Source organism: Cupriavidus sp. 291-E7, from assembly GCF_057798835.1.
The window spans coordinates 95,269-114,610 of sequence record NZ_JBYOJV010000016.1 but is presented as its reverse complement, the minus strand read 5'-3'; the positions used below and the strand labels follow the sequence as shown (position 1 = coordinate 114,610).

19 protein-coding genes and 1 tRNA gene are annotated in these 19,342 nt (G+C 64.2%); 10 read left to right on the top strand and 10 right to left on the bottom strand.

The features are described from left to right. Positions 1 to 4: 4 nt before the first annotated feature. Both AC3FLX_RS24945 and AC3FLX_RS24940 read left to right on the top strand, forming a co-directional pair. Positions 5 to 448, top strand: a complete 444-nt coding sequence (locus AC3FLX_RS24945) for an NUDIX domain-containing protein (RefSeq protein WP_488700002.1) — start codon at positions 5 to 7, stop codon at positions 446 to 448. A gap of 74 nt (positions 449 to 522) precedes the next feature. Continuing rightward, the gene (locus tag AC3FLX_RS24940; protein WP_488700001.1) at positions 523 to 2,553 is read left to right on the top strand and encodes an OPT family oligopeptide transporter; all 2,031 of its coding nucleotides are present in this window, start codon (positions 523 to 525) and stop codon (positions 2,551 to 2,553) included. A 69-nt stretch (positions 2,554 to 2,622) separates the two neighbouring features. Here AC3FLX_RS24940 and AC3FLX_RS24935 read toward each other — a convergent pair whose 3' ends face one another. The 8 genes from AC3FLX_RS24935 to ispB all read right to left on the bottom strand — a co-directional run bounded on the left by AC3FLX_RS24935 (position 2,623) and on the right by ispB (position 9,996). Continuing rightward, positions 2,623 to 2,814 carry a DNA gyrase inhibitor YacG gene (locus AC3FLX_RS24935; RefSeq protein WP_488700000.1) on the bottom strand — a complete coding sequence of 64 codons (192 nt, stop codon included), beginning with the start codon at positions 2,812 to 2,814 and terminating at the stop codon, positions 2,623 to 2,625. An 11-nt stretch (positions 2,815 to 2,825) separates the two neighbouring features. Continuing rightward, a complete protein-coding gene (gene zapD / locus AC3FLX_RS24930) occupies positions 2,826 to 3,584 on the bottom strand; it encodes a cell division protein ZapD (RefSeq protein WP_488699999.1) in 759 nt (252 codons plus the stop codon). A 245-nt stretch (positions 3,585 to 3,829) separates the two neighbouring features. Further along, positions 3,830 to 4,465, bottom strand: coding sequence for a dephospho-CoA kinase (coaE, locus tag AC3FLX_RS24925; protein ID WP_488699998.1), 636 nt, complete (start codon positions 4,463 to 4,465; stop codon positions 3,830 to 3,832). A 52-nt stretch (positions 4,466 to 4,517) separates the two neighbouring features. Next, positions 4,518 to 5,411 carry a prepilin peptidase gene (locus AC3FLX_RS24920; RefSeq protein WP_488699997.1) on the bottom strand — a complete coding sequence of 298 codons (894 nt, stop codon included), beginning with the start codon at positions 5,409 to 5,411 and terminating at the stop codon, positions 4,518 to 4,520. Positions 5,412 to 5,425: 14 nt separating this feature from the next. Next, positions 5,426 to 6,691, bottom strand: coding sequence for a type II secretion system F family protein (locus tag AC3FLX_RS24915; RefSeq protein WP_488699996.1), 1,266 nt, complete (start codon positions 6,689 to 6,691; stop codon positions 5,426 to 5,428). A gap of 132 nt (positions 6,692 to 6,823) precedes the next feature. Continuing rightward, on the bottom strand, positions 6,824 to 8,545 hold the full coding sequence (gene pilB, locus AC3FLX_RS24910) for a type IV-A pilus assembly ATPase PilB (RefSeq protein ID WP_488699995.1): 1,722 nt from the start codon (positions 8,543 to 8,545) through the stop codon (positions 6,824 to 6,826). 338 nt (positions 8,546 to 8,883) lie between these two features. Beyond that, a tRNA-Pro gene (locus tag AC3FLX_RS24905) sits at positions 8,884 to 8,960 on the bottom strand. A gap of 106 nt (positions 8,961 to 9,066) precedes the next feature. Then, positions 9,067 to 9,996 carry an octaprenyl diphosphate synthase gene (gene ispB, locus AC3FLX_RS24900; protein ID WP_488700048.1) on the bottom strand — a complete coding sequence of 310 codons (930 nt, stop codon included), beginning with the start codon at positions 9,994 to 9,996 and terminating at the stop codon, positions 9,067 to 9,069. Between the two features lie 494 nt (positions 9,997 to 10,490). On the opposite strand from ispB, the gene rplU reads away from it, so the two are divergent. From rplU to proB, 4 genes are all read left to right on the top strand, one after another. Then, positions 10,491 to 10,802, top strand: coding sequence for a 50S ribosomal protein L21 (gene rplU / locus AC3FLX_RS24895; RefSeq protein ID WP_008647259.1), 312 nt, complete (start codon positions 10,491 to 10,493; stop codon positions 10,800 to 10,802). Between the two features lie 51 nt (positions 10,803 to 10,853). Beyond that, positions 10,854 to 11,114 (top strand): 50S ribosomal protein L27, encoded by a 261-nt coding sequence (gene rpmA, locus AC3FLX_RS24890; protein WP_488699994.1) that lies wholly within the window; start codon positions 10,854 to 10,856, stop codon positions 11,112 to 11,114. 242 nt (positions 11,115 to 11,356) lie between these two features. Further along, positions 11,357 to 12,454 carry a GTPase ObgE gene (gene obgE / locus AC3FLX_RS24885; RefSeq protein WP_488699993.1) on the top strand — a complete coding sequence of 366 codons (1,098 nt, stop codon included), beginning with the start codon at positions 11,357 to 11,359 and terminating at the stop codon, positions 12,452 to 12,454. Between the two features lie 49 nt (positions 12,455 to 12,503). Then, positions 12,504 to 13,622: a glutamate 5-kinase gene (proB, locus tag AC3FLX_RS24880; RefSeq protein ID WP_488699992.1), complete on the top strand. Its 1,119-nt coding sequence runs from the start codon at positions 12,504 to 12,506 to the stop codon at positions 13,620 to 13,622. Between the two features lie 75 nt (positions 13,623 to 13,697). Here proB and AC3FLX_RS24875 read toward each other — a convergent pair whose 3' ends face one another. Both AC3FLX_RS24875 and AC3FLX_RS24870 read right to left on the bottom strand, forming a co-directional pair. Further along, a complete protein-coding gene (locus tag AC3FLX_RS24875) occupies positions 13,698 to 14,276 on the bottom strand; it encodes a CNP1-like family protein (RefSeq protein ID WP_488699991.1) in 579 nt (192 codons plus the stop codon). Beyond that, positions 14,273 to 14,932, bottom strand: coding sequence for an RNA pyrophosphohydrolase (locus AC3FLX_RS24870; RefSeq protein WP_488699990.1), 660 nt, complete (start codon positions 14,930 to 14,932; stop codon positions 14,273 to 14,275). Before AC3FLX_RS24870 ends, AC3FLX_RS24875 begins: the two co-directional genes overlap by 4 nt. 195 nt (positions 14,933 to 15,127) lie before the next feature. Here AC3FLX_RS24870 and AC3FLX_RS24865 point away from each other — a divergent pair, with 195 nt between their 5' ends. Genes AC3FLX_RS24865 through AC3FLX_RS24850 form a run of 4 tightly spaced genes read left to right on the top strand, consistent with a single transcriptional unit; the run spans position 15,128 to position 19,337 of the window. Next, entirely contained in the window at positions 15,128 to 16,849 is a 1,722-nt protein-coding gene (locus AC3FLX_RS24865) for a proline--tRNA ligase (protein WP_488699989.1), read from the top strand. Between the two features lie 12 nt (positions 16,850 to 16,861). Further along, entirely contained in the window at positions 16,862 to 17,617 is a 756-nt protein-coding gene (locus AC3FLX_RS24860; RefSeq protein WP_488699988.1) for a lytic transglycosylase domain-containing protein, read from the top strand. Continuing rightward, positions 17,614 to 18,555 (top strand): 2OG-Fe(II) oxygenase, encoded by a 942-nt coding sequence (locus AC3FLX_RS24855; RefSeq protein WP_488699987.1) that lies wholly within the window; start codon positions 17,614 to 17,616, stop codon positions 18,553 to 18,555. The genes AC3FLX_RS24860 and AC3FLX_RS24855 overlap by 4 nt, the downstream gene beginning before the upstream one ends. Next, positions 18,519 to 19,337: a helix-turn-helix transcriptional regulator gene (locus AC3FLX_RS24850; RefSeq protein WP_488699986.1), complete on the top strand. Its 819-nt coding sequence runs from the start codon at positions 18,519 to 18,521 to the stop codon at positions 19,335 to 19,337. Before AC3FLX_RS24855 ends, AC3FLX_RS24850 begins: the two co-directional genes overlap by 37 nt. The last annotated feature ends 5 nt before the right edge of the window (positions 19,338 to 19,342 follow it).

Genomic DNA, 19,342 nt, shown 5'->3' with positions numbered 1-19,342 from the left:
AGGCATGAGTGGTCAGGCTGAAACCGTGACGATGGCTGACGGGCAGACGCGCAAGGTCACCGAGGTGGCGGTTGGCGTGATGATCCAGCCCGATGGCCGCTTCCTGCTGGCGCAGCGTCCGGCGGGCAAGCCGTACGAGGGCTACTGGGAATTTCCGGGCGGCAAGCTGGAGCCGGGCGAAACCGTGGAGGCCGCGCTGGCGCGCGAGCTGCACGAGGAGCTTGGACTCGACATCCTGCGCAGCGAGCGCTGGCATACGCTTGAGCATGACTATCCGCACGCCTACGTGCGGCTGTATTTCTGCAAGATCACAGACTGGCGCGGCGAGCCGGTCGGCAGGGAAGGCCAGGCGTTTTCCTGGCAGGCGGTCCCCGTGGACGTGGGGCCGCTGCTACCGGCGACAATCCCGGTCGTCGACTGGCTGGCGGAGGAATCCCGCTCCAGCTGACAGCAGGTAAAGCGTGCCCGGCCACAAGCCGGGCATTTTCGTTAACAACCCGAAAAAACGAATCAGGAGGCTCAATGCAACGTGTCGATCGTATCGATGACGCTGTTTCGCTGCCCGAACTGACACTGCGCGGCATCATCCTCGGTGCCTTGATTACGGTGGTGTTCACCGCTTCCAACATCTATCTTGGCCTCAAGGTGGGGCTGACGTTCTCGTCGGCCATTCCTGCCGCCGTGATATCGATGGCCGTGCTGCGGCTGTTTCCCGGCGCGAACATCCTTGAAAACAACATGGTGCAGACGCAGGCGTCAGCGGCCGGCACCTTGTCGTCGATCATCTTCATCCTGCCCGGCCTGGTGATGCTGGGGCACTGGCAGGGCTTTCCGTTCTGGCAGACGCTGGCGATTTGCGCGGCGGGCGGCATGCTCGGGGTGATCTTCAGTATTCCGCTGCGCCACGCGATGGTGGTGCAGAGCGACCTGCCGTACCCCGAAGGCGTGGCAGCGGCCGAAATCCTGCGCGTGGGTAGTGCCAGTCAGGACACAGCGGGCAAGAAACAGGCGACCGGTCTGGCCGACCTGATGGCTGGCGGCGTGGCGGCCGGCGTGTTCAGTTTTGCCGCGGGCGGCCTGCGGGTGCTGGCCGAAGGGGCCAATGCCTGGCTGGCGGCGGGCGCGTCGGTGGTGCGTCTTTCGATGGGTTTTTCGCTGGCGCTCGTGGGCGCGGGCTATCTGGTCGGCATCGTCGGCGGACTGGCCATGCTGCTGGGACTGCTGGTGACCTGGGGGATCGCGGTGCCGTGGCTGACCGCGATTACGCCGATGCCAGCCGGTGCGACGCTGCAGAGCTTTGGCACGTCGATCTGGAGCACGCAGGCGCGCTTCATCGGAGCCGGGACCATCGGTATCGCGGCCATCTGGACGCTTGGCACGCTGTTCAAGCCGATGATGGAAGGCGTGCGCGCATCGATGGGTGCGATACGCGGCGGCGCGGCGGCAAACGGCGGCGTGATTCCGCGCACGCAGCGCGACATGCCGGTGGTCTGGATCGGCATCATCACGCTGGTGTTGCTGGTGGTACTGGCCGTCACGTTCGGGCAATTCCTGGCACCGGCGCCGCTCGACAGCAACGCTACCTGGAAGCTCGTGGCGTGCGCCGTGCTGTTCGCATTTGTCTTCGGCTTTCTTGTGGCGGCGGCGTGTGGCTATATGGCGGGTCTGGTGGGTTCGTCCGCCAGCCCGATTTCGGGTATCGGCATCATCGCGGTGATCCTGGTATCGCTGCTGATTCTGGGACTGGGCACGCTGGAAGGGCTGCTCGACACGGCCGAGGGTGGAAAGTTTGCGATTGCGCTGGCGATCTTCACTACGTCCGCCGTGGTAGCGGTGGCGTCGATCTCGAATGACAACCTGCAGGATCTGAAGACCGGCTGGCTGGTCGGTGCCACCCCGTGGCGCCAGCAGGTGGCGCTGCTGATCGGTTGCGCGGTTGGTGCCGCCGTGATTCCGCCGGTGCTGGAATTGCTCTATCACGCGTATGGGTTTGCGGGTGCGCTGCCGCGCGCGGACATGGATCCCAATGCAGCCCTGGCCGCGCCGCAGGCAACGCTGATGACGGCGATTGCCACGGGCATTTTCACGCATCAGCTCAACTGGACAATGATCCTGATTGGCGTTGGCCTGGGCGCCGTGCTGATTGCGATCGACGAAATGCTGCGGCGGCGTGGAGGTGTGGCGCGGCTGCCGGTGCTGGCCGTGGGCATCGGCATCTATCTGCCGCCGACGATCAGTTCGGCGCTGGTGGTGGGCGCGGTGCTGTCCTGGTGGCTGCTACGCACGGAGCGCCGTCGTGCCGAGGCGCGTGGCGATGACGTGAAGTTGGTGCTTGAGCACGCCGAACGTCGTGGCACGCTGCTGGCGTCGGGGCTGATCGTCGGGGAAAGCCTGGTCGGCGTGGCGCTGGCCGCGGTGATCGGCCTGTCGGGCAAGGAAGCGCCGCTCGCGCTGGTGGGCGAGGGGTTTGCCACAAACGCCCAGTGGCTGGGGTTGGCGGTGTTTATTGCCGTGTGTGTCGGATTCTGCCGAAGGGTGCTGGCGGCGCGCTGATGCGCGTGCAGTTGCTATGCGATTTCCTCTCCCGCGTTGCGGGAGAGGGCGCACCAGATTCGGGGAATATCAGTCTTCCTCGTCCGCCGGCAGGTCCGGCGATGGCGTCTCGTCCGGCTTGCCGCCGATCACATACTTTTCAGACGCCCAGGCGCCAAGGTCGATCTGCTTGCAGCGATCGGAGCAGAACGGGCGGAACTTGTTTTCCTGCACCCAGGCAACATCCTTGCCGCAGGTGGGACATTTGACGACGGCTGGCATCGTGGTGGACTTCAGAAATTGCAGAGCTTGAGCAGGAAGGGGATGTCCGCGTCGACCGAGCGCGGACGCATATCGCCGTCCTGCTGGGTAAAGCGCACCCAGAGCATGTACTTGTTGGCGCTCATCTCGGGGATGAATGCCAGCAGCGATTCGTCCAGGTACACCTGCATCAGCTGGTAGCTGCGGCCAGACAGCATTTGCTGGTAGCTGCCGCCCGTGGCAATTACCTTGCCACTCTGGCCCGACTCGCGCAGCAGGCGCAGCACGATGGTCGCACCCATGCGCAGCGAAGCCAGCGGCCGCGCCCACTTGAGGATATCGGCGCGGCGATCTTCGGCGGGGCGGTGTTGCCAGGCAAAGTAGGCCGGCAGGTCGAATTCGCAGGTGCCGCCCGGAATGATCGCGCGGCTGCGGATGCTGGTGAGCCACTCGTTGTCGGTCAGTAACTGACCGGCCTTGCCAACGGTCTGGCTCAGTGCGGCAATGCCCTGTTCGATTTCGGTGACGATGCTGACCAGGGCATCCTGATCGATCTGTGGATTGGCACGCAGCGGTGCCAGTGCCTGGCGCTGACGCTCCAGTTCCTTGATCAGGTCAGTCTTGAGATCGGCACGGCCAGCCACGTCGATAATCTCGAAGATCGTGGTGATGGCAACGTGGTGCTGAAGCGGATGTTCCTGTCCGAGGAAATAATCCAGCCGATCGAACAGGTCTTCCAGGCGCAGGAGCGTCCTGATGCGTTCGTTGAAAGGATATTCGTACAGGATCAAGTCGGTATCCGTGCTGCGCGCCGAATGGCGGTTGTTTCAGTCGAGGGCGCCCGGCGGGCCCGCCGGTTCCTCCGTACGCCAAGGTGGTTCAGTCGCGGCACAAAGGCCGGGAGCCGTCACTCAGCGCACTATTTCCGGCATGTTTCAGCGCATTCTATGCGAGTCGGGGCCTGAGGACAAATCGAATGTGCCAGGGTGGCCTGTAGCGGACGTGGTCCCGGCGATTCGCGGTGCCCGCAAGGTGCCTACCCGCCGGCCCGTGTGTCCGCGTTGCTGGCCGATAGCTCGCGATATAGCGCGTCCAGGCGTGCCACTTGCGGCGCAAGTGCGTCGGGCGGGCCGTCGTTGTCGATCACATCGTCCGCGACGGCCAGACGCGCCGCACGTGTGGCCTGCCTGTGCATGATGGCCTGCACCTGGGATCGCGTGAACCCGTTGCGTGCCATGACACGAGCGACCTGCGTCTCTTCCTGGCAATCAACAACGAGCACGCGCCCGACCCGCGCGCGCCATGTGCCCGACTCCACAAGCAACGGCACCACGTAAATCAGGTAGGGATGCTGGCCGGCAGCCCGGATGGTGGCGGCCCGCGACTCGGTCAGCTGGCGGATCAGTGGATGGGTGATGGCTTCGAGCCTGATCTTTGCCGTGGGATCGGAAAACACGAGCGCGCGCATGGCATCGCGGTCCATTGCGCCGTCTGGCCGCAGGCACTGTGGGCCAAAGGCTTCCACCAGCGGTGCAATGGCGGCCCCGCCCGGGGCGGTGATCTCGTGGGCAAGCAGATCGGTATCGATCAGCGCGGCACCGCGCTCGGCAAACATATCCGCGACACGGGTCTTGCCGGAGCCGATGCCACCGGTCAGTCCGATTTCCAGCATGGAGGCAAACTTTTTTTCATTGGCGATGCCGCCAACGATACCAGCTTTGCGGCTACCGCCCGGCTACCAGGCCCAGCGGCAGCACGTCCGGGCCGAAGAACAGCACGATCATTCCCGCTCCGGCGATGTAAGGGCCAAACGGGAACGTGGTCTCGCTGCCCTTGCGCTGGATGAGCAGCATCGCGCCACCGATGATGGCGCCGACAATCGACGACATCAGAATCAGCGCCGGCAGTGCCTGCCAGCCGAACCAGGCGCCAAGCGCGCCCATCAGCTTGAAATCGCCGTAGCCCATGCCTTCGCGGCCGCGCACCAGCTTGAAGATCCAGTAGACGCTCCAAAGCACCAGGTAGCCGGCGGCGGCACCGATCACGGCGTCCGCCAACGGCGCGAAGTACCCGTGCAGGTTCAGCAGAAGACCCAGCCACAGCAGCGGCAGCGTGATCTGGTCCGGCAGCAGTTGGGTATCGGCGTCGATCATGAACAGCGCCACCAACGCCCAGATCATCGCGATCGCAGCCAGCGCCTGAACGGTCGGGCCGAAATGCCACATCGCGAGTGCGCTGAGGGCGCCCGTCAGGGCTTCCACGAGCGGGTAACGGATGCTGATCGGCGCCTTGCAGGACGAGCACTTGCCGCGCAGAAACAGCCAGCTGACCACGGGCACGTTCTCCCATGCCGCAATCGTGTGCCCGCAATGGGGGCAGGCCGACCTCGGCACCATGAGGTTGTAACGGTCCGGATGCGGCAGCGGCTCGCCGCGCAGTTCGGCGATGTAGTTGGCCTCGTCGTGATCCATCATCCTTGGCAGACGATGGATCACCACATTGAGGAAACTGCCCACGAGCAGGCCGAGCAGTCCGGCCGCCACGATTACGAAGGCTGGCGGCCACGCCGCCAGCGATGCCAGTGTGGCGGCGCCACTCGGGCCAAATACAGCTTGCATCGCTACACCTATCCTTAAACTACCTGGCCAAGCTTGAAGATCGGCAGGTACATGGCCACCACCATGCCACCGATCATCACACCAAGGATCACGATGATCAGCGGCTCGATCAGGCTGGAAATGGCCGCCACGGCGTCGTCAACCTCGCGCTCGTAGAACTCGGCAACCTTGAGCAGCATATTGTCCAGCGCACCGGATTCCTCCCCGATCTGCGTCATCTGCAGCACCATGTTGTCGAACACATGGGTGGCCTGCATGGCATTGGTCAGGCTGGTACCGATCCGGACAGACTGCTCGATCTCGCGGGTCGCGTCATAGTAAATCCAGTTGCCGGCGGCGCCCGCCACCGACTCCATCGACTCCACCAGTGGCGTGCCCGCCGCGAACATCGTGGCCAGGGTTCGTGTCCAGCGCGCTACCACGGCCTTGCGGAACAGGCTGCCGAAGATCGGCATCATCAGCAGCACCTTATCGTGCCAGCGCTGCACCTTTTCCGATGTCTTGCGCGCCCGGAAGTAGCCGATGATTGAGAGTACGGGGGTGCCGACGATCAGATACCAGTACTGGACAAAGAAGTCGGACATGTTGATCACCAGCTGCGTCGGCGCCGGCAGCGCGGCGCCAAAGCTGGAGAACACGCCCTTGAAGGCCGGGATCACGAACAGCATCAGCACCACGGTCACGGCAAAGGCCACGGTCAGCACGGCGATCGGATAGATCATTGCCGACTTGATCTGACTCTTCAGCGCGATGCTCTTTTCCATGTACAGCGACAGCCGCTCCAGCAGCGCATCGAGAATACCGCCTTGCTCGCCGGCATCGATCAGGTTGCAGTAGAGCGTATCGAAGTACTTCGGGTGCCGGCGGAAGGCCTGCGCCATGCTGCTACCGGCCTCGATGTCGAAGCGGATGTCGTTCAGCAGCTGGGTGAAGTTCGGGTTGGCATGGCCGCGCGCAATGATGTCGATCGACTGCAGCAGCGGAATGCCCGCCTTGAGCATCGTCGACAGCTGGCGCGTGAAATAGGCGATATCCTTTTCGGTGATCTTTTTGCCGCGCGCCGCCTTGCGCTTCTTCATCTTGACGACGGTCAGCCCTTGCTTGCGCAGGGTGCTGGTTACTTCCGCCTGGCTCTCGGCCCGCTGCTCGCCCTTGAAGGTCTTGCCCTTGCGGTCCTTGGCTTCCCACTCGAAGATGTATTGCGTGGGCGCCTTCCGCCCTGTCTTGGCCCGTGACGGCGCTGCCGTCCGGGCGCCCGCCGCTGGTGCGCGCGTCGCCATGATATGACCCCCGAAATATTGCTATTGCTATTGTTTTGCGGTGCCCGCACCCGATGCCGGCACCCGTTTGCGCAGCCAGTTCTACGATGCACTGTCCCCGGCCGCGCGCCTGGTCAGCACTGCTTCAAACCGTCAGTTGTTCGTGGTCGCCAGCACTTCTTCGAGCGACGTAATGCCCTGTTTTACCTTCTGCAGGCCGGCGTCGCGCAACGATAGCACGCCTTCCTTGCGCGACTGTTCGGCGATCTGCAGCGCGGTACCGTGCGACAGGATGATCTGCTGCATGGCCTCGGAAATCGGCATGACCTGATAGATACCGCAACGGCCCTTGTAGCCACTGCCGTTGCAGCGCTCGCAGCCCACCGGGTGATACGGCTTCCAGCTGCCGTCGATATCGGACTCGGCGAAACCGGCATCGAGCAGCACCTGCGGCGCCAGGTCGCCCTCCCGCTTGCAGGTGCAAAGGCGGCGCGCCAGGCGTTGCGCGGTAATCATCAGTACCGACGACGCGATGTTGAACGGTGCCACGCCCATGTTCATCAGGCGGGTCAGTGTCGTGGGCGCGTCATTGGTATGCAGCGTGGACAGAACCAGGTGGCCGGTCTGCGCGGCCTTGATCGAGATGTCGGCGGTTTCCAGGTCACGGATTTCGCCGACCATGATGATGTCCGGATCCTGCCGCAGGAACGACTTGAGGGCGGCCGCGAAAGTCAGCCCCGCCTTGTCGTTGACGTTGACCTGGTTGATGCCGGGCAGCTGGATTTCCGCCGGATCTTCGGCCGTGGAGATGTTGATGTCGCCCTGGTTCAACATGTTCAGGAACGTGTAGAGCGACACGGTCTTGCCGCTGCCGGTCGGGCCGGTCACCAGCACCATCCCGTACGGGCGCTTGATCACCTCGAGCAACAGTTCCTTCTGCTTCGGCTCGTAGCCGAGCTGGTCGATGTCGAGCTTGTCGGTCGAGGAATCGAGAATCCGCATCACGATCTTCTCGCCGAACAGTGTCGGCAGCGTCGAGACCCGGAAGTCGATCGCCTTGTCGATCGTTTCCTTGCTGTCCTTTTCCTTGGGGACGGAGATCAGCAGCTTCATCCGGCCGTCCTGCGGCACGCGCTTTTCCGAGATGTCCAGCCGCGACAGCACCTTGATGCGCGTGGCGACCTTGTCGCGGATGTCCAGCGGCGGGCGGGCGACTTCCTGCAGCACGCCGTCCACACGGAAGCGGATGCGGTAGAAAAACTCGAACGGTTCGAAATGCAGATCGGATGCTCCGCGATGGAAGGCTTCGGTCAGCAGTTTCTGCAGGAAGCGCACCACGGGCGCGTCGTCGATCTCGTTGCCCGGACCCTTGCGCGCGGCAGCGGCCGCCGACGGATCGTATTCGATCATCTTCTGCGCGGTGGGCGTCACCGGCGAGATGTTCTTGAGCGTACCGAGGGATTCGCCGGCGGCACGCACATGCTTCATCAGCTTGTCGTGCTCGACCACGACCGCTTCCACGGGCAGGTTCAGCTTTTGCCGGATGGCGTCGACGCCGGTCTGGTTGGCCGGATCGGATATCGCCACGATCACGCGGTTCTCGCGGCGTCCCAGCGGCAGCAGCCGGTGCGCGTGAAACTCGCGGTTGCCGGCCAGCGCCGGCGGCACGCGGTTGAGGTTGTATTGCGACAGATCAAGCAGCGGCAGTTGATACTTGTCGGCGGCGAAGATGGCGATGTCGTGCGCGGACATCGTGCCGCTGCCGATGATCTCATCGATCAACTGCGTTTTCTTTTCCCGTGCCGATTGCTCGAGCTGGGCGAGCAGCGCTGGCGCGATCCGCCGGCTCTGGGCAAGCGCTAGACCTAGTGTCATGGCGAAATACTGTGCAAGGTGCGCAGGCTGCCGAAGGCTTGTCAGAAAACGGCGGGCGGCGCGGTTGACTGCGATGGGACGGCACAGGGCGGAGGTCCCGGACCGGGGCAGTTTGACGCCGGGGTCACTTTTTGTAAAGCCAGCCCGCGCGCGCGTTGGCGTTTGTGCGACACGGCTGCAACCCTACTTGCGCGGGGCAAGGAATCGGACGTGAGATGGGACGGGAAGCGAGGGGGAGGGGCGCGCAAAAAGCGCGGGCAAAAACAAAAAAGCCGCACATTGCTGTGCGGCTTTCTGCTGATGCTTGGTGATGTCCGGCGATGCCGTGCATCGAAATCTGGTCGGGGTGAGAGGATTCGAACCTCCGGCCTCTACGTCCCGAACGTAGCGCTCTACCAGGCTAAGCTACACCCCGATTTCTGTTGCCGGCTGATAGTGCGTCGTCAGCAGCAAAGAACAAAATTCTAGCGGCGTTTCTCGAGGTTGGCAAGCGCCTTCTCAAGAAAATCCGTACATCGCCGTCAGCTCTGGCGCTGCAGCGAGAACGCGCACAGCTCGATCAGTGTGTTCTTAAGTGGCGAATCGGGGAACTGCATCGCGGCCCGCTCGGCGGCCTCGGCCTCGTGCTTGGCGGCGGCGAACGTTACCTCAAGTGCGCCGCTGGCATGGATGGCCGAGAACACGGCGTCGAAGTGCTCGGTGCCACCTTGCACGATGGCGTCGCGCGCCAGTTCGCGCTGCTCGCTCGTGCCATGCTCCAGCAGGTGCAGCAGCGGCAGCGTGGGCTTGCCCTCGCGCAGGTCGTCGCCGGCATTCTTGCCCATCTGCTCGGCACTGGCCGTGTAGTCGAGCATGTCGTCGATCAGCTGGAATGCGGTGCCAATGCGACGGCCGTATTCGGCGGCAGCTTCTTCCATCGCGGCATCGGCGCCAGCCAGCACCGCGCCGAGTTGCGCGGACGCTTCGAACAGCTTGGCGGTCTTGTAGCGAATCACCTGCAGGTAGCGCTCCACGGTGACGTCGGGGTCGTGCATGTTCAGCAGCTGCAGCACTTCGCCCTCGGCGATCACGTTGGTGGCGTTGGAGAGAATCTCCATGATGCGCATGCTGCCGGCGTCCACCATCATCTGGAAGGCGCGCGAATAGAGGAAGTCGCCCACCAGCACGCTGGCGGCATTGCCGAACACGGCGTTGGCCGTCTGGCGGCCGCGGCGCAGTTCCGACTCATCGACCACGTCGTCGTGCAGCAGCGTGGCCGTGTGGATGAATTCCACGACCGCGGCCAGCTCGTGATGGCGGTGGCCTTCGTAGCCAAACGCACGCGCCGACAGCAGCAGGATGACCGGACGCAGGCGCTTTCCGCCCGCACTGATGATGTACTCGCCAATCTGCTCGACCAGCGGAACTTCCGACGACAAGCGGCGGCGGATGACAGCGTCAACGGCGCGCATGTCGGCAGCGACCGGGGCAAGCAAGGCAGTGGCGGAAGACTGAGACAAGATGAGATCACCGTTTCGCAAAACCGGTGGATTATATGCGATGCGCATGTGACTATGGCCGTCGTGTGCATCGCAATGGAAGGGATTGTCAGTACGCCGGGCAGCAAGGTTGCGCACCTATAATGCCGGCATGGACAAGCCCAATGCATCCCGACGGCATGTCCGCCGCACCGCCTGGTGGGTGGCTTTCGCTGCCCTGGCCGGGTTCCTGCTGGCCGACCTGACCTGACAAGTCGCGCTTTTCTGAAAGTGCGTCGCCCGCCGCAGCCTGCGCCCGGCAGGCTATCTTATTGTTTTCTTTGCGCTTTTCCGTAAACCGGTCTATAATCGCCGGTTCCTTCGGTTGCGTTTCTCATGCAAACCGTCTGCGGCGCACGAAACGGCGCCGGCTCCGGGGCTCCCTGGAGCAGCATTCATCGTTTCAATCAACATCGAGAGGTTCGACAATGTACGCGGTCGTAAAAACCGGCGGCAAGCAATACAAGGTTGCTGCTGGCGAAAAACTGAAAGTAGAACAGATACCGGCTGACATTGGCGCAGAAATCACGCTGGACCAGGTGCTCGCAGTGGGCGCTGGCGACCAAATCAAGTTTGGTACGCCGCTGGTGAGCGGGGCTTCCGTCAAGGCTACCGTTATCGCCCAAGGTCGTCACGACAAGGTGAAGATCTTCAAGATGCGCCGTCGCAAGCACTACCAGAAGCGTCAGGGCCATCGTCAGAATTACACCGAACTGCGCATCGAAGCCATCGTTGCCTGAGCATTGGCTCGGACACAGGTTTCATCGCAATAGGTCAACAGGAGTTAAGACATGGCACAGAAAAAAGGCGGCGGCTCTACGCGGAACGGCCGTGATTCGGAATCGAAGCGCCTGGGCGTGAAGGTGTACGGTGGCCAGGCCATCAACGCCGGCGGCATCATCGTTCGTCAACGCGGCACGCGTGTGCACGCTGGCGACAACGTCGGTATCGGCAAGGACCACACGCTGTTCGCCCTGGTGGACGGTCATGTGCAGTTCGCCGTCAAGGGCCCTGCTAAAAAGCAGCACGTCAGCGTCGTTCCGGCGGCCTGATACAGCCTTTGCAGCATGAAAGGCCCCGCATCCAATGCGGGGCTTTTTTCATTTCGAAACGCTAACAAAACGAATCTGGCGTCATTGCGCGGCCTTGCCGTAACATTTGCACTGTCTGCTGTCGCGTCCCGCAGCTTGTCCGACCAACGGCCGGAATCCCTGCTTAGTCCCGGCCAGAACTGCGACGCTTCGTTTTGTCAGCGTTTCGCGAGCACAAGCCAGATCCACATCGGAAAACCAACATGAAGTTCATTGACGAAGCCCGTATCGAAGCGATCGCCGGCAATGGCGGCAACGGAAGCGCTTCGTTCCGGCGCGAGAAATTTGTGCCCTTCGGTGGCCCTGATGGCGGTGATGGCGGGCGAGGCGGCAGCGTGTTTGCGCAGGCCGATCGCAACATCAATACGCTCATCGACTATCGCTACGCCAAGAAGCACGTTGCCAGGAACGGCGAGAACGGTCGGGGCTCCGACTGCTACGGCGCCGCCGGCGAGGACGTCACGCTGCGCATGCCGGTGGGCACGCTGATCTCGGACATGGACACTGGCGAAGTCATCGCCGACCTGACCGAGCACGGCCAGAAGGTATGCCTGGCCGAAGGTGGCATGGGCGGCTGGGGCAACCTCCACTTCAAGTCCAGTACCAATCGGGCGCCGCGCCAGCAGGTGGACGGCAAGCCGGGCGAGCGCCGCATGCTCAAGCTCGAACTGAAGGTGCTGGCGGACGTAGGCCTGCTGGGCATGCCCAACGCAGGCAAGTCCACGTTCATCACGCAGGTGTCCAATGCCCGCCCGAAGGTGGCGGACTACCCGTTCACGACGCTGCACCCGAATCTGGGTGTGGTGCGCGTCGACCACGAGCAGTCGTTCGTGGTGGCGGACATTCCCGGCCTGATCGAAGGCGCCGCGGAAGGCGCCGGCCTGGGCCATCAGTTCCTGCGGCATCTGCAGCGCACTGGCCTGCTGCTCCATATTGTTGATATCGCGCCGTTCGACGAAAACGTCGACCCTGTGGCCGAGGCCAAGTCCATCGTCAACGAGCTGAAGAAGTACGACGAAACCCTGTACGACAAGCCGCGCTGGCTGGTGCTGAACAAGGTGGACATGGTGCCCGATGAGGAGCGCGCCGCCCGCGTGAAGGACTTCATCAAGCGCTACAAGTGGAAGGGTCCGGTGTTCCATATCTCGGCCCTGACCGGCGAGGGTTGCCGCGAACTGATCTATGCGATCAAGGACCACCTGGCCGCGCTGAAGGCCGAAGAGGCCGCCGCTCTGGCGGAGCCGGACATCCGGCTGGACGATCGCCTGCACAACGTCGACCGGGGCGGCGAGCAGGCGTAAGCTCTAACGCTCCCACACAACAACTACGGCTCCGAGACAGGAAACTCCCATGCAATCGGTCATCGCCCAGGCAAAACGTATTGTCGTCAAAGTGGGCTCGAGCCTGGTTACCAACGACGGCAAGGGGCTGGACCACGATGCCATCGCACGCTGGGCGGCCCAGATCGCCAAGCTGCGCGGTACGGGCAAGGAGGTGGTGCTGGTCAGCTCGGGCGCTATCGCGGAAGGCATGCAGCGGCTGGGCTGGTCGCGCCGGCCGAAGGAAATCCACGAACTGCAGGCGGCCGCGGCAGTTGGCCAGATGGGGCTGGCGCAGGTGTACGAGAGCCAGTTCGGCCGCTACGGCATCCGCACCGCGCAGGTGCTGCTGACCCACGCCGACCTGGCGGACCGCGAGCGCTATCTCAACGCCCGCTCCACGCTGCTGACGCTGCTGACGCTGGGTGTGGTGCCGATCATCAACGAGAACGACACCGTGGTCACCGACGAAATCAAGTTCGGCGACAACGATACGCTCGGCGCGCTGGTGACAAACCTGATCGAAGGCGATGCGCTGGTGATCCTGACCGACCAGCGCGGCCTATATACGGCCGACCCGCGCAAGGATCCGAATGCCGAATTTGTGCACGAGGCGCTGGCTGGCACGCCGGAGCTGGAGGCGATGGCTGGCGGCGCCGGCACGTCGATCGGGCGCGGCGGCATGCTGACCAAGATCCTGGCTGCCAAGCGCGCGGCCAAATCCGGTGCTCATACCACGATCGCATCGGGCCGCGAGCAGGACGTGCTGGGCCGTCTGGCCGAGGGCGAAGCCATCGGTACGCAGTTGCTGGCGCCGACAGGCCGGCTGACGGCGCGCAAGCAATGGATGGCCGATCATCTGCAGCTGCGCGGCCGTGTGGTGATCGACGCGGGTGCGGTGGAGAAGCTGACCAGCGGCGGCAAGTCGCTGCTGCCGATCGGCGTGACCGAAGTGCAGGGCGAGTTTGCGCGAGGTGAGGTGATTGCCTGCGTCGACAGTACCGGCCATGAGGTGGCGCGCGGCATCACGAACTATTCGAGCGCGGAAGCCCGGCTCATCGCCCGCAAGCCGTCTTCGGAAATCGAAACGGTGCTTGGTCATCTGAACGAGCCAGAATTGATCCACCGCGACAATCTCGTGCTGGTCTGAAGGCGCGGCGAGCGTCCATGAAAAACGGCGAGTCCCGAAGGGTGCTCGCCGTTTTTTTTGCGTCGATGAGGCAGGTCAGCGGCTGGGCGCGTATGCCTTCAGGTCGCGGATGAGCTGCTCCGGCTTGCCTGCCACGGTGCGGCCTTCGCAGAAATAGTCAGTCGCCAGCGTGGCCGCATAGGCGTTGCGCGCGCGGCTCTGCATCCGGATCCACATGTCGCGCGTCTCGCCCAGGTTCGGCACCCACGCCGTGGCGCCCTTGGGCAGCGTGGCATAGATCCGGCGCTCGAATGCGTCGCAGCGCAGGCCTTCGTAGCTGACATTGCGCCCGCCACCCGAACTGGTGATGACTACCGTGTAGCGCACCACGCGGTCCGTGCCGACCGAGATCGACTTGGAATCGACGGCAAACCGGAAGTCCGCGGAATCGTTGACCGAGAACCGGATCAGGTCCTCGTCGCGCGGCGGCGCGGGCAGGGCGGTCTCAACTTCCTTGAACTGGCGATCCTCGAACGGATTGACGAACCCGCTGTCGGGATCCTTTGCTTCTTCCTCGGGCATGCCCTTGCCAGTCGTCTTGCAGCCGGCCAGGGCCAGGCAGGCCGCTGCCAGCAACAGGCCGGAGCGAATGCCCCGGCCGCTGAAACTAATCATCCGTGACTCCGGTTGGTGGTCGCCGGCAGATCCGGCGAGAGAGAGGGTTCCTGCGAGTTGGCTGCCGCCTCGCTCGCATCGGCCGTGGCCGCCTGGATATCAGGCTGCCGGGGCGGCCGCGCACCGTCGCCATGCCGGCCGTGACCGACGTGATGATGCCCGTAGGGGCTCAGCGGTACGCGGCTACGGTTCAGGAAACGCGACAGTTCGGTCAGCGCCAGCTGGTAGACGTCGCGCTTGAACTCGATCACGGCCTCCAGCGGCACCCAGTAGTCGCTCCAGCGCCAGGCGTCGAACTCGGGATGGTCCGATGCGCGCAAGTGGATGTCGCAGTCGCGGCAAACCATGCGCAGCAGGAACCAGATCTGTTTCTGGCCCTTATAGTGGCCGCGGATCTCGCGGCGAATGAACTTGTCCGGCACCTCATAACGCAGCCAGTCGCGCGTGCGACCGACAATCCTGACGTGTTCCGGAAGCAGGCCGACTTCTTCTTGCAGCTCGCGGAACATGGCCTGTTCTGGCGTTTCGCCGTACTTGATGCCACCTTGCGGAAACTGCCAGGAGTGTTCGCCGATTCGCTTGCCCCAGAAAACCTCGTTACGTGCGTTGATGAGGATGATGCCGACGTTCGGGCGAAAGCCTTCACGATCGAGCATGACTGCACCTCGAATCCTTTAGAATTACGTCGATTATAAGGGATGCGCGCGCATCGGCCTGACCACGGGAATGCTGGTTTTCCCGACCAGATGGGCAGTTTCAGGCGCGTGCCCCATGAACCGGAAGCCCATTGCTGCCGTCCGGCGGCGCGGTCGGAACGACCCGCCACGACCAGCCTTACGAGAAACCAACGGATGAAAGCCTCGCAATTCTTCATTTCCACCCTCAAGGAAGCCCCCGCCGACGCGGAAATCGTGTCGCACAAACTGATGATGCGGGCCGGCATGATCAAGAAGCTGGGCGCCGGCATCTACAGCTACATGCCGGTCGGCCTGCGCGTGATCCGCAAGGTGGAGAACATCGTTCGCGAGGAAATGAACCGCGCCGGCGCGGTGGAACTGCTGATGCCGGTGGTTCAGCCGGCCGAGCTGTGGGAGGAAACGGGCCGCTGGGACAAGATGGGTCCCGAACTGCTGCGCCTGAAAGACCGCCACGAACGCGACTTTGCCCTGCAGCCGACGTCGGAAGAGGTGGTGACCGACATCGCCCGTGGCGAAATCCGCAGCTACAAGCAGCTGCCCGTGAACTTCTACCAGATCCAGACCAAGTTCCGCGACGAGCGCCGTCCCCGCTTCGGCATCATGCGCGGCCGCGAATTCACGATGAAGGACGCCTACTCGTTCGATCGTGACGTCGAAGGCCTGAAGGTCTCGTACAAGAGCATGTACGACGCCTACCAACGCATTTTCACGCGGTTCGGCCTGGAATTCCGCGCCGTGGCGGCCGATAACGGCGCCATTGGCGGCTCGGGCTCCCACGAATTCCACGTGATCGCCGATACCGGCGAGGACGCCATCGTCTACTGCCCCACGTCGGACTACGCCGCCAACATGGAGGCGGCCGAGGCGCTGCCGCTGTCGGCCCAGCGCGCCGCCGCCGCGGAAGCGCTGACGAAGACCTCGACGCCGGAAAAGGCCAAGTGCGAGCACGTGGCCGAATTCCTCGGCATCCCGCTGGCCCGCACGGTCAAGTCGATCGTGCTGGCCACCGATGGCGACACCGGCCCTCAGATCTGGCTGCTGCTGATCCGCGGCGACCACGAACTGAACGAGGTCAAGGCTTCGAAGGTGCCGGGCCTGACCGAATTCCGCTTTGCCACCGAAACCGAGATCGTCGATACGTTCGGCTCGCCCCCCGGCTACCTGGGCCCGATCGGCACGAAGAAGCCGGTCAAGGTGGTGGCGGACCGTACCGTCGCCAACATGAGCGATTTCTGCTGCGGTGCCAACGAGCGCGACTACCACTACACGGGTGTGAACTGGGGCCGTGACCTGCCCGAGCCGGTCGTGGCCGACCTGCGCAACGTGCTGGCTGGCGACGCCTCGCCGGACGGCAAGGGCACGCTGGAAATCTGCCGTGGCATCGAAGTCGGCCACGTATTCATGCTGGGCACCCGCTATTCGGAATCGATGAACGCCGTGTTCCTCGATGAAAACGGCAAGAACCAGCCGATGCAGATGGGCTGCTATGGCATTGGCGTCACGCGGATCCTGGGCGCCGCCATCGAGCAGAACTATGACGAGCGCGGCATCATCTGGCCGGCGGCGATTGCCCCGTTTGCCGTGGTGGTGTGCCCCGTCGGCTACGACCGCAACGAGGCCGTCAAGGCCGAGGCGGACCGCATCCATGCCGAGCTGCTGGCGGCCGGCGTGGACGTGATCCTGGACGACCGAGGCGAGCGCCCCGGCGTGATGTTTGCCGACTGGGAGCTGATCGGCGTGCCGCACCGTGTGGTGGTCGGTGATCGCGGCCTCAAGGAAGGCAAGGTCGAGTACCAGGGCCGCCGCGATGCGCAAGCCACTCCGGTAGCCGTGGCCGACGTGGTTGCGCACGTGCGCAATCTGCTGGCCAGCTGATCGCCGATCGCCATGCGCGCCGCCGGTCTTTCCGTGCCCCGCCGCTGGCCAGCCATCCTGGCCGGCGGGCTGCTTTGTGCTGTGCTGACCACGTCAGTCCAGGCCGGTGCCCAGAAGGAAGAGGCCCTGGCTGACTCCGTGCGCGGCGCGCTGGCTGCGGCCATTGCGGACAACCGGCCGGTGCGCCCGGTGTTTGCGTCGGGTTCCGAAAGGCTCGGGTACCTGAAATGGCTGGGCGAGATGTCGCGCCGGCTGGAGGCCAAGATGCCCGACCCGCAGACGCGGGTGGAGCTGATCGAAACGGTCTATTACGAAGCCAAGCGCGCCGGGCTGGAGCCGTCGCTGGTGCTGGGCCTGGTGCAGGTGGAGAGCGGCTTTCGCAAATACGCCATCAGTTCCGCCGATGCGCGCGGGCTGATGCAGGTGATGCCGTTCTGGGTGCGATCGATTGGCGATGGCGATACCCGCAAGCTGTTCCATCTGCAAAGCAACCTGCGCTACGGCTGCACGATTCTGCGTCACTACCTCGATCGGGAAAACGGCGATCTGTTCCTGGCGCTGGGCCGCTACAACGGCAGCCGTGGACGCCCGGAATACCCTAACGCGGTGCTGGGTGCCTGGAAGCGCTGGCAATATTCCGAGGCCACGGTCACGATCGCGGGCGACCCCGAGGGCGCCGCGCCCGCGGCACCGGCACGCCGCACGCTGCCGCCCGAATCACCGGCCCGCAACCCGTTCTCGCCGCAGCGCCTGGCCAATCCGTCATGACACGTGAGTCCCGCGCAGGGTATCGCGCTACCTCGCCCGAGCTGGAGCAGTGGCTGGCGCGGCATATCGAGCAGGGCTTCGAAGCCGAATCGCTGGTGCTGTCGATGCTGCGCTCGGGCTACGATGCCACGTTCGCACGGGACACCGTGAACGCGGCGCTAGGCCATCGTCCGCCCGCCCGCCAGGCGCCGACGCCGGCGCGGCAACCGGCCGGGCAACACGCGGACCAGAAAACGGGGCGACGGACCGGGGCGGCCGCGTCTGCCTCCGCCTCCGCCTCCGCCGCGTCCGTGGCTGGCAGCAACGCCTTTCACCATGAAGGGCGCGAGATTCCAATCCTGTTCGCGCTGGAAGCGCCGCGCATCCTGCTGCTGCAGAACCTGCTCGACGGCACCGAATGCGATGCGCTGATTTCGCTGGCGCGCGACCGCTTGCACCGGTCACCGGTGGTGAATCCCGATACCGGCGATGAAAACCTGATAGATGCGCGCACCAGCATGGGTGCCATGTTCCAGGTGGGCGAGCATGCGCTGATCCAGCGTATCGAGGCCCGGATAGCGGCGATCACGGGCTTGCCCGTCGACCACGGCGAAGGGCTGCAGATCCTCAACTACAAGCCAGGCGGCGAATATCAGCCGCACTTCGATTTCTTCAATCCGCAACGCCCCGGCGAAGCGCGCCAGTTGCGCGTGGGCGGACAGCGCGTGGCCACGCTGGTCATCTATCTGAACAGCCCGCCGTCGGGTGGCGCCACGGCGTTTCCCAAGCTCGGTCTCGAGGTGGCGCCGGTAAAGGGCAATGCGGTGTTCTTCCGCTACAAGCAGCCAGATGGCACGCTCGACGAGCGCACATTGCATGCGGGGCTGCCGGTGGAATCGGGCGAGAAGTGGATCGCCACCAAATGGCTGCGCGAGCATCCGTACCGCAGCCGGGGCTGAACCGTTACTGGTTCGATCCCGCGCTGCCCGTCGCTGAAAGCCGCCGCGCCTGCGACAGCCGCGCCGCGTACCTGCCTCACACGCATCCCACCCTGTCCGTCGGCGCGGTCGATGCCGGGACCAGCGTCTTCAGTCATGATCGGCACAGCGCGCGGCTGGCGCCGGGCAGCGTTGTCTGGGTGCCCGCGAATTGCGTGCACGCGTGCAATCCGGAGCCCGACGGGCACTGGAGCTACCAGATGATTCATCTCGATGCGGCATGGGTCGACGCGGTGCTAGACGAAGCGGGCAGGGCACGTGTGCGCCAGGTTCACGTGACGCACGATCCGGCCGTGTACGGCGCCGTGTGCTCGCTGAGCGAGATGCTGTTTTCGGAGGGCGACGCCGTGGAAAAGGAAGCCGCGCTGGTGGCCTTCGTCGGCGATGTCCAGGGCTTGCTGGACGAGGGCGCGGATATCGCGCAGGCGCCTGCCGGCCGACTTGACGATGTGGTGGCGTTATTGCGCCAGAAGCACGGCGATCGCCTGCCGCTGGCCGAGCTTGCGGACGTGGCACGACTGAGCCGTTATCAATTGATCCGGCAGTTTCGCGCGCAATTCGGCATGACACCGCACGCATACCAGCTCGACCTTCGCATCAATCGGGCGCGCCAGCTTCTTCGGCGGGGCGATGCCCTGGCCGATGTCGCCCAGCAGCTCGGGTTTGCCGACCAGAGCCACTTTCATCGCGCCTTCCGTCAGCGTGTGGCCATGACGCCGCGCGCCTTCCAGCGCGCCAGCTAGGCACG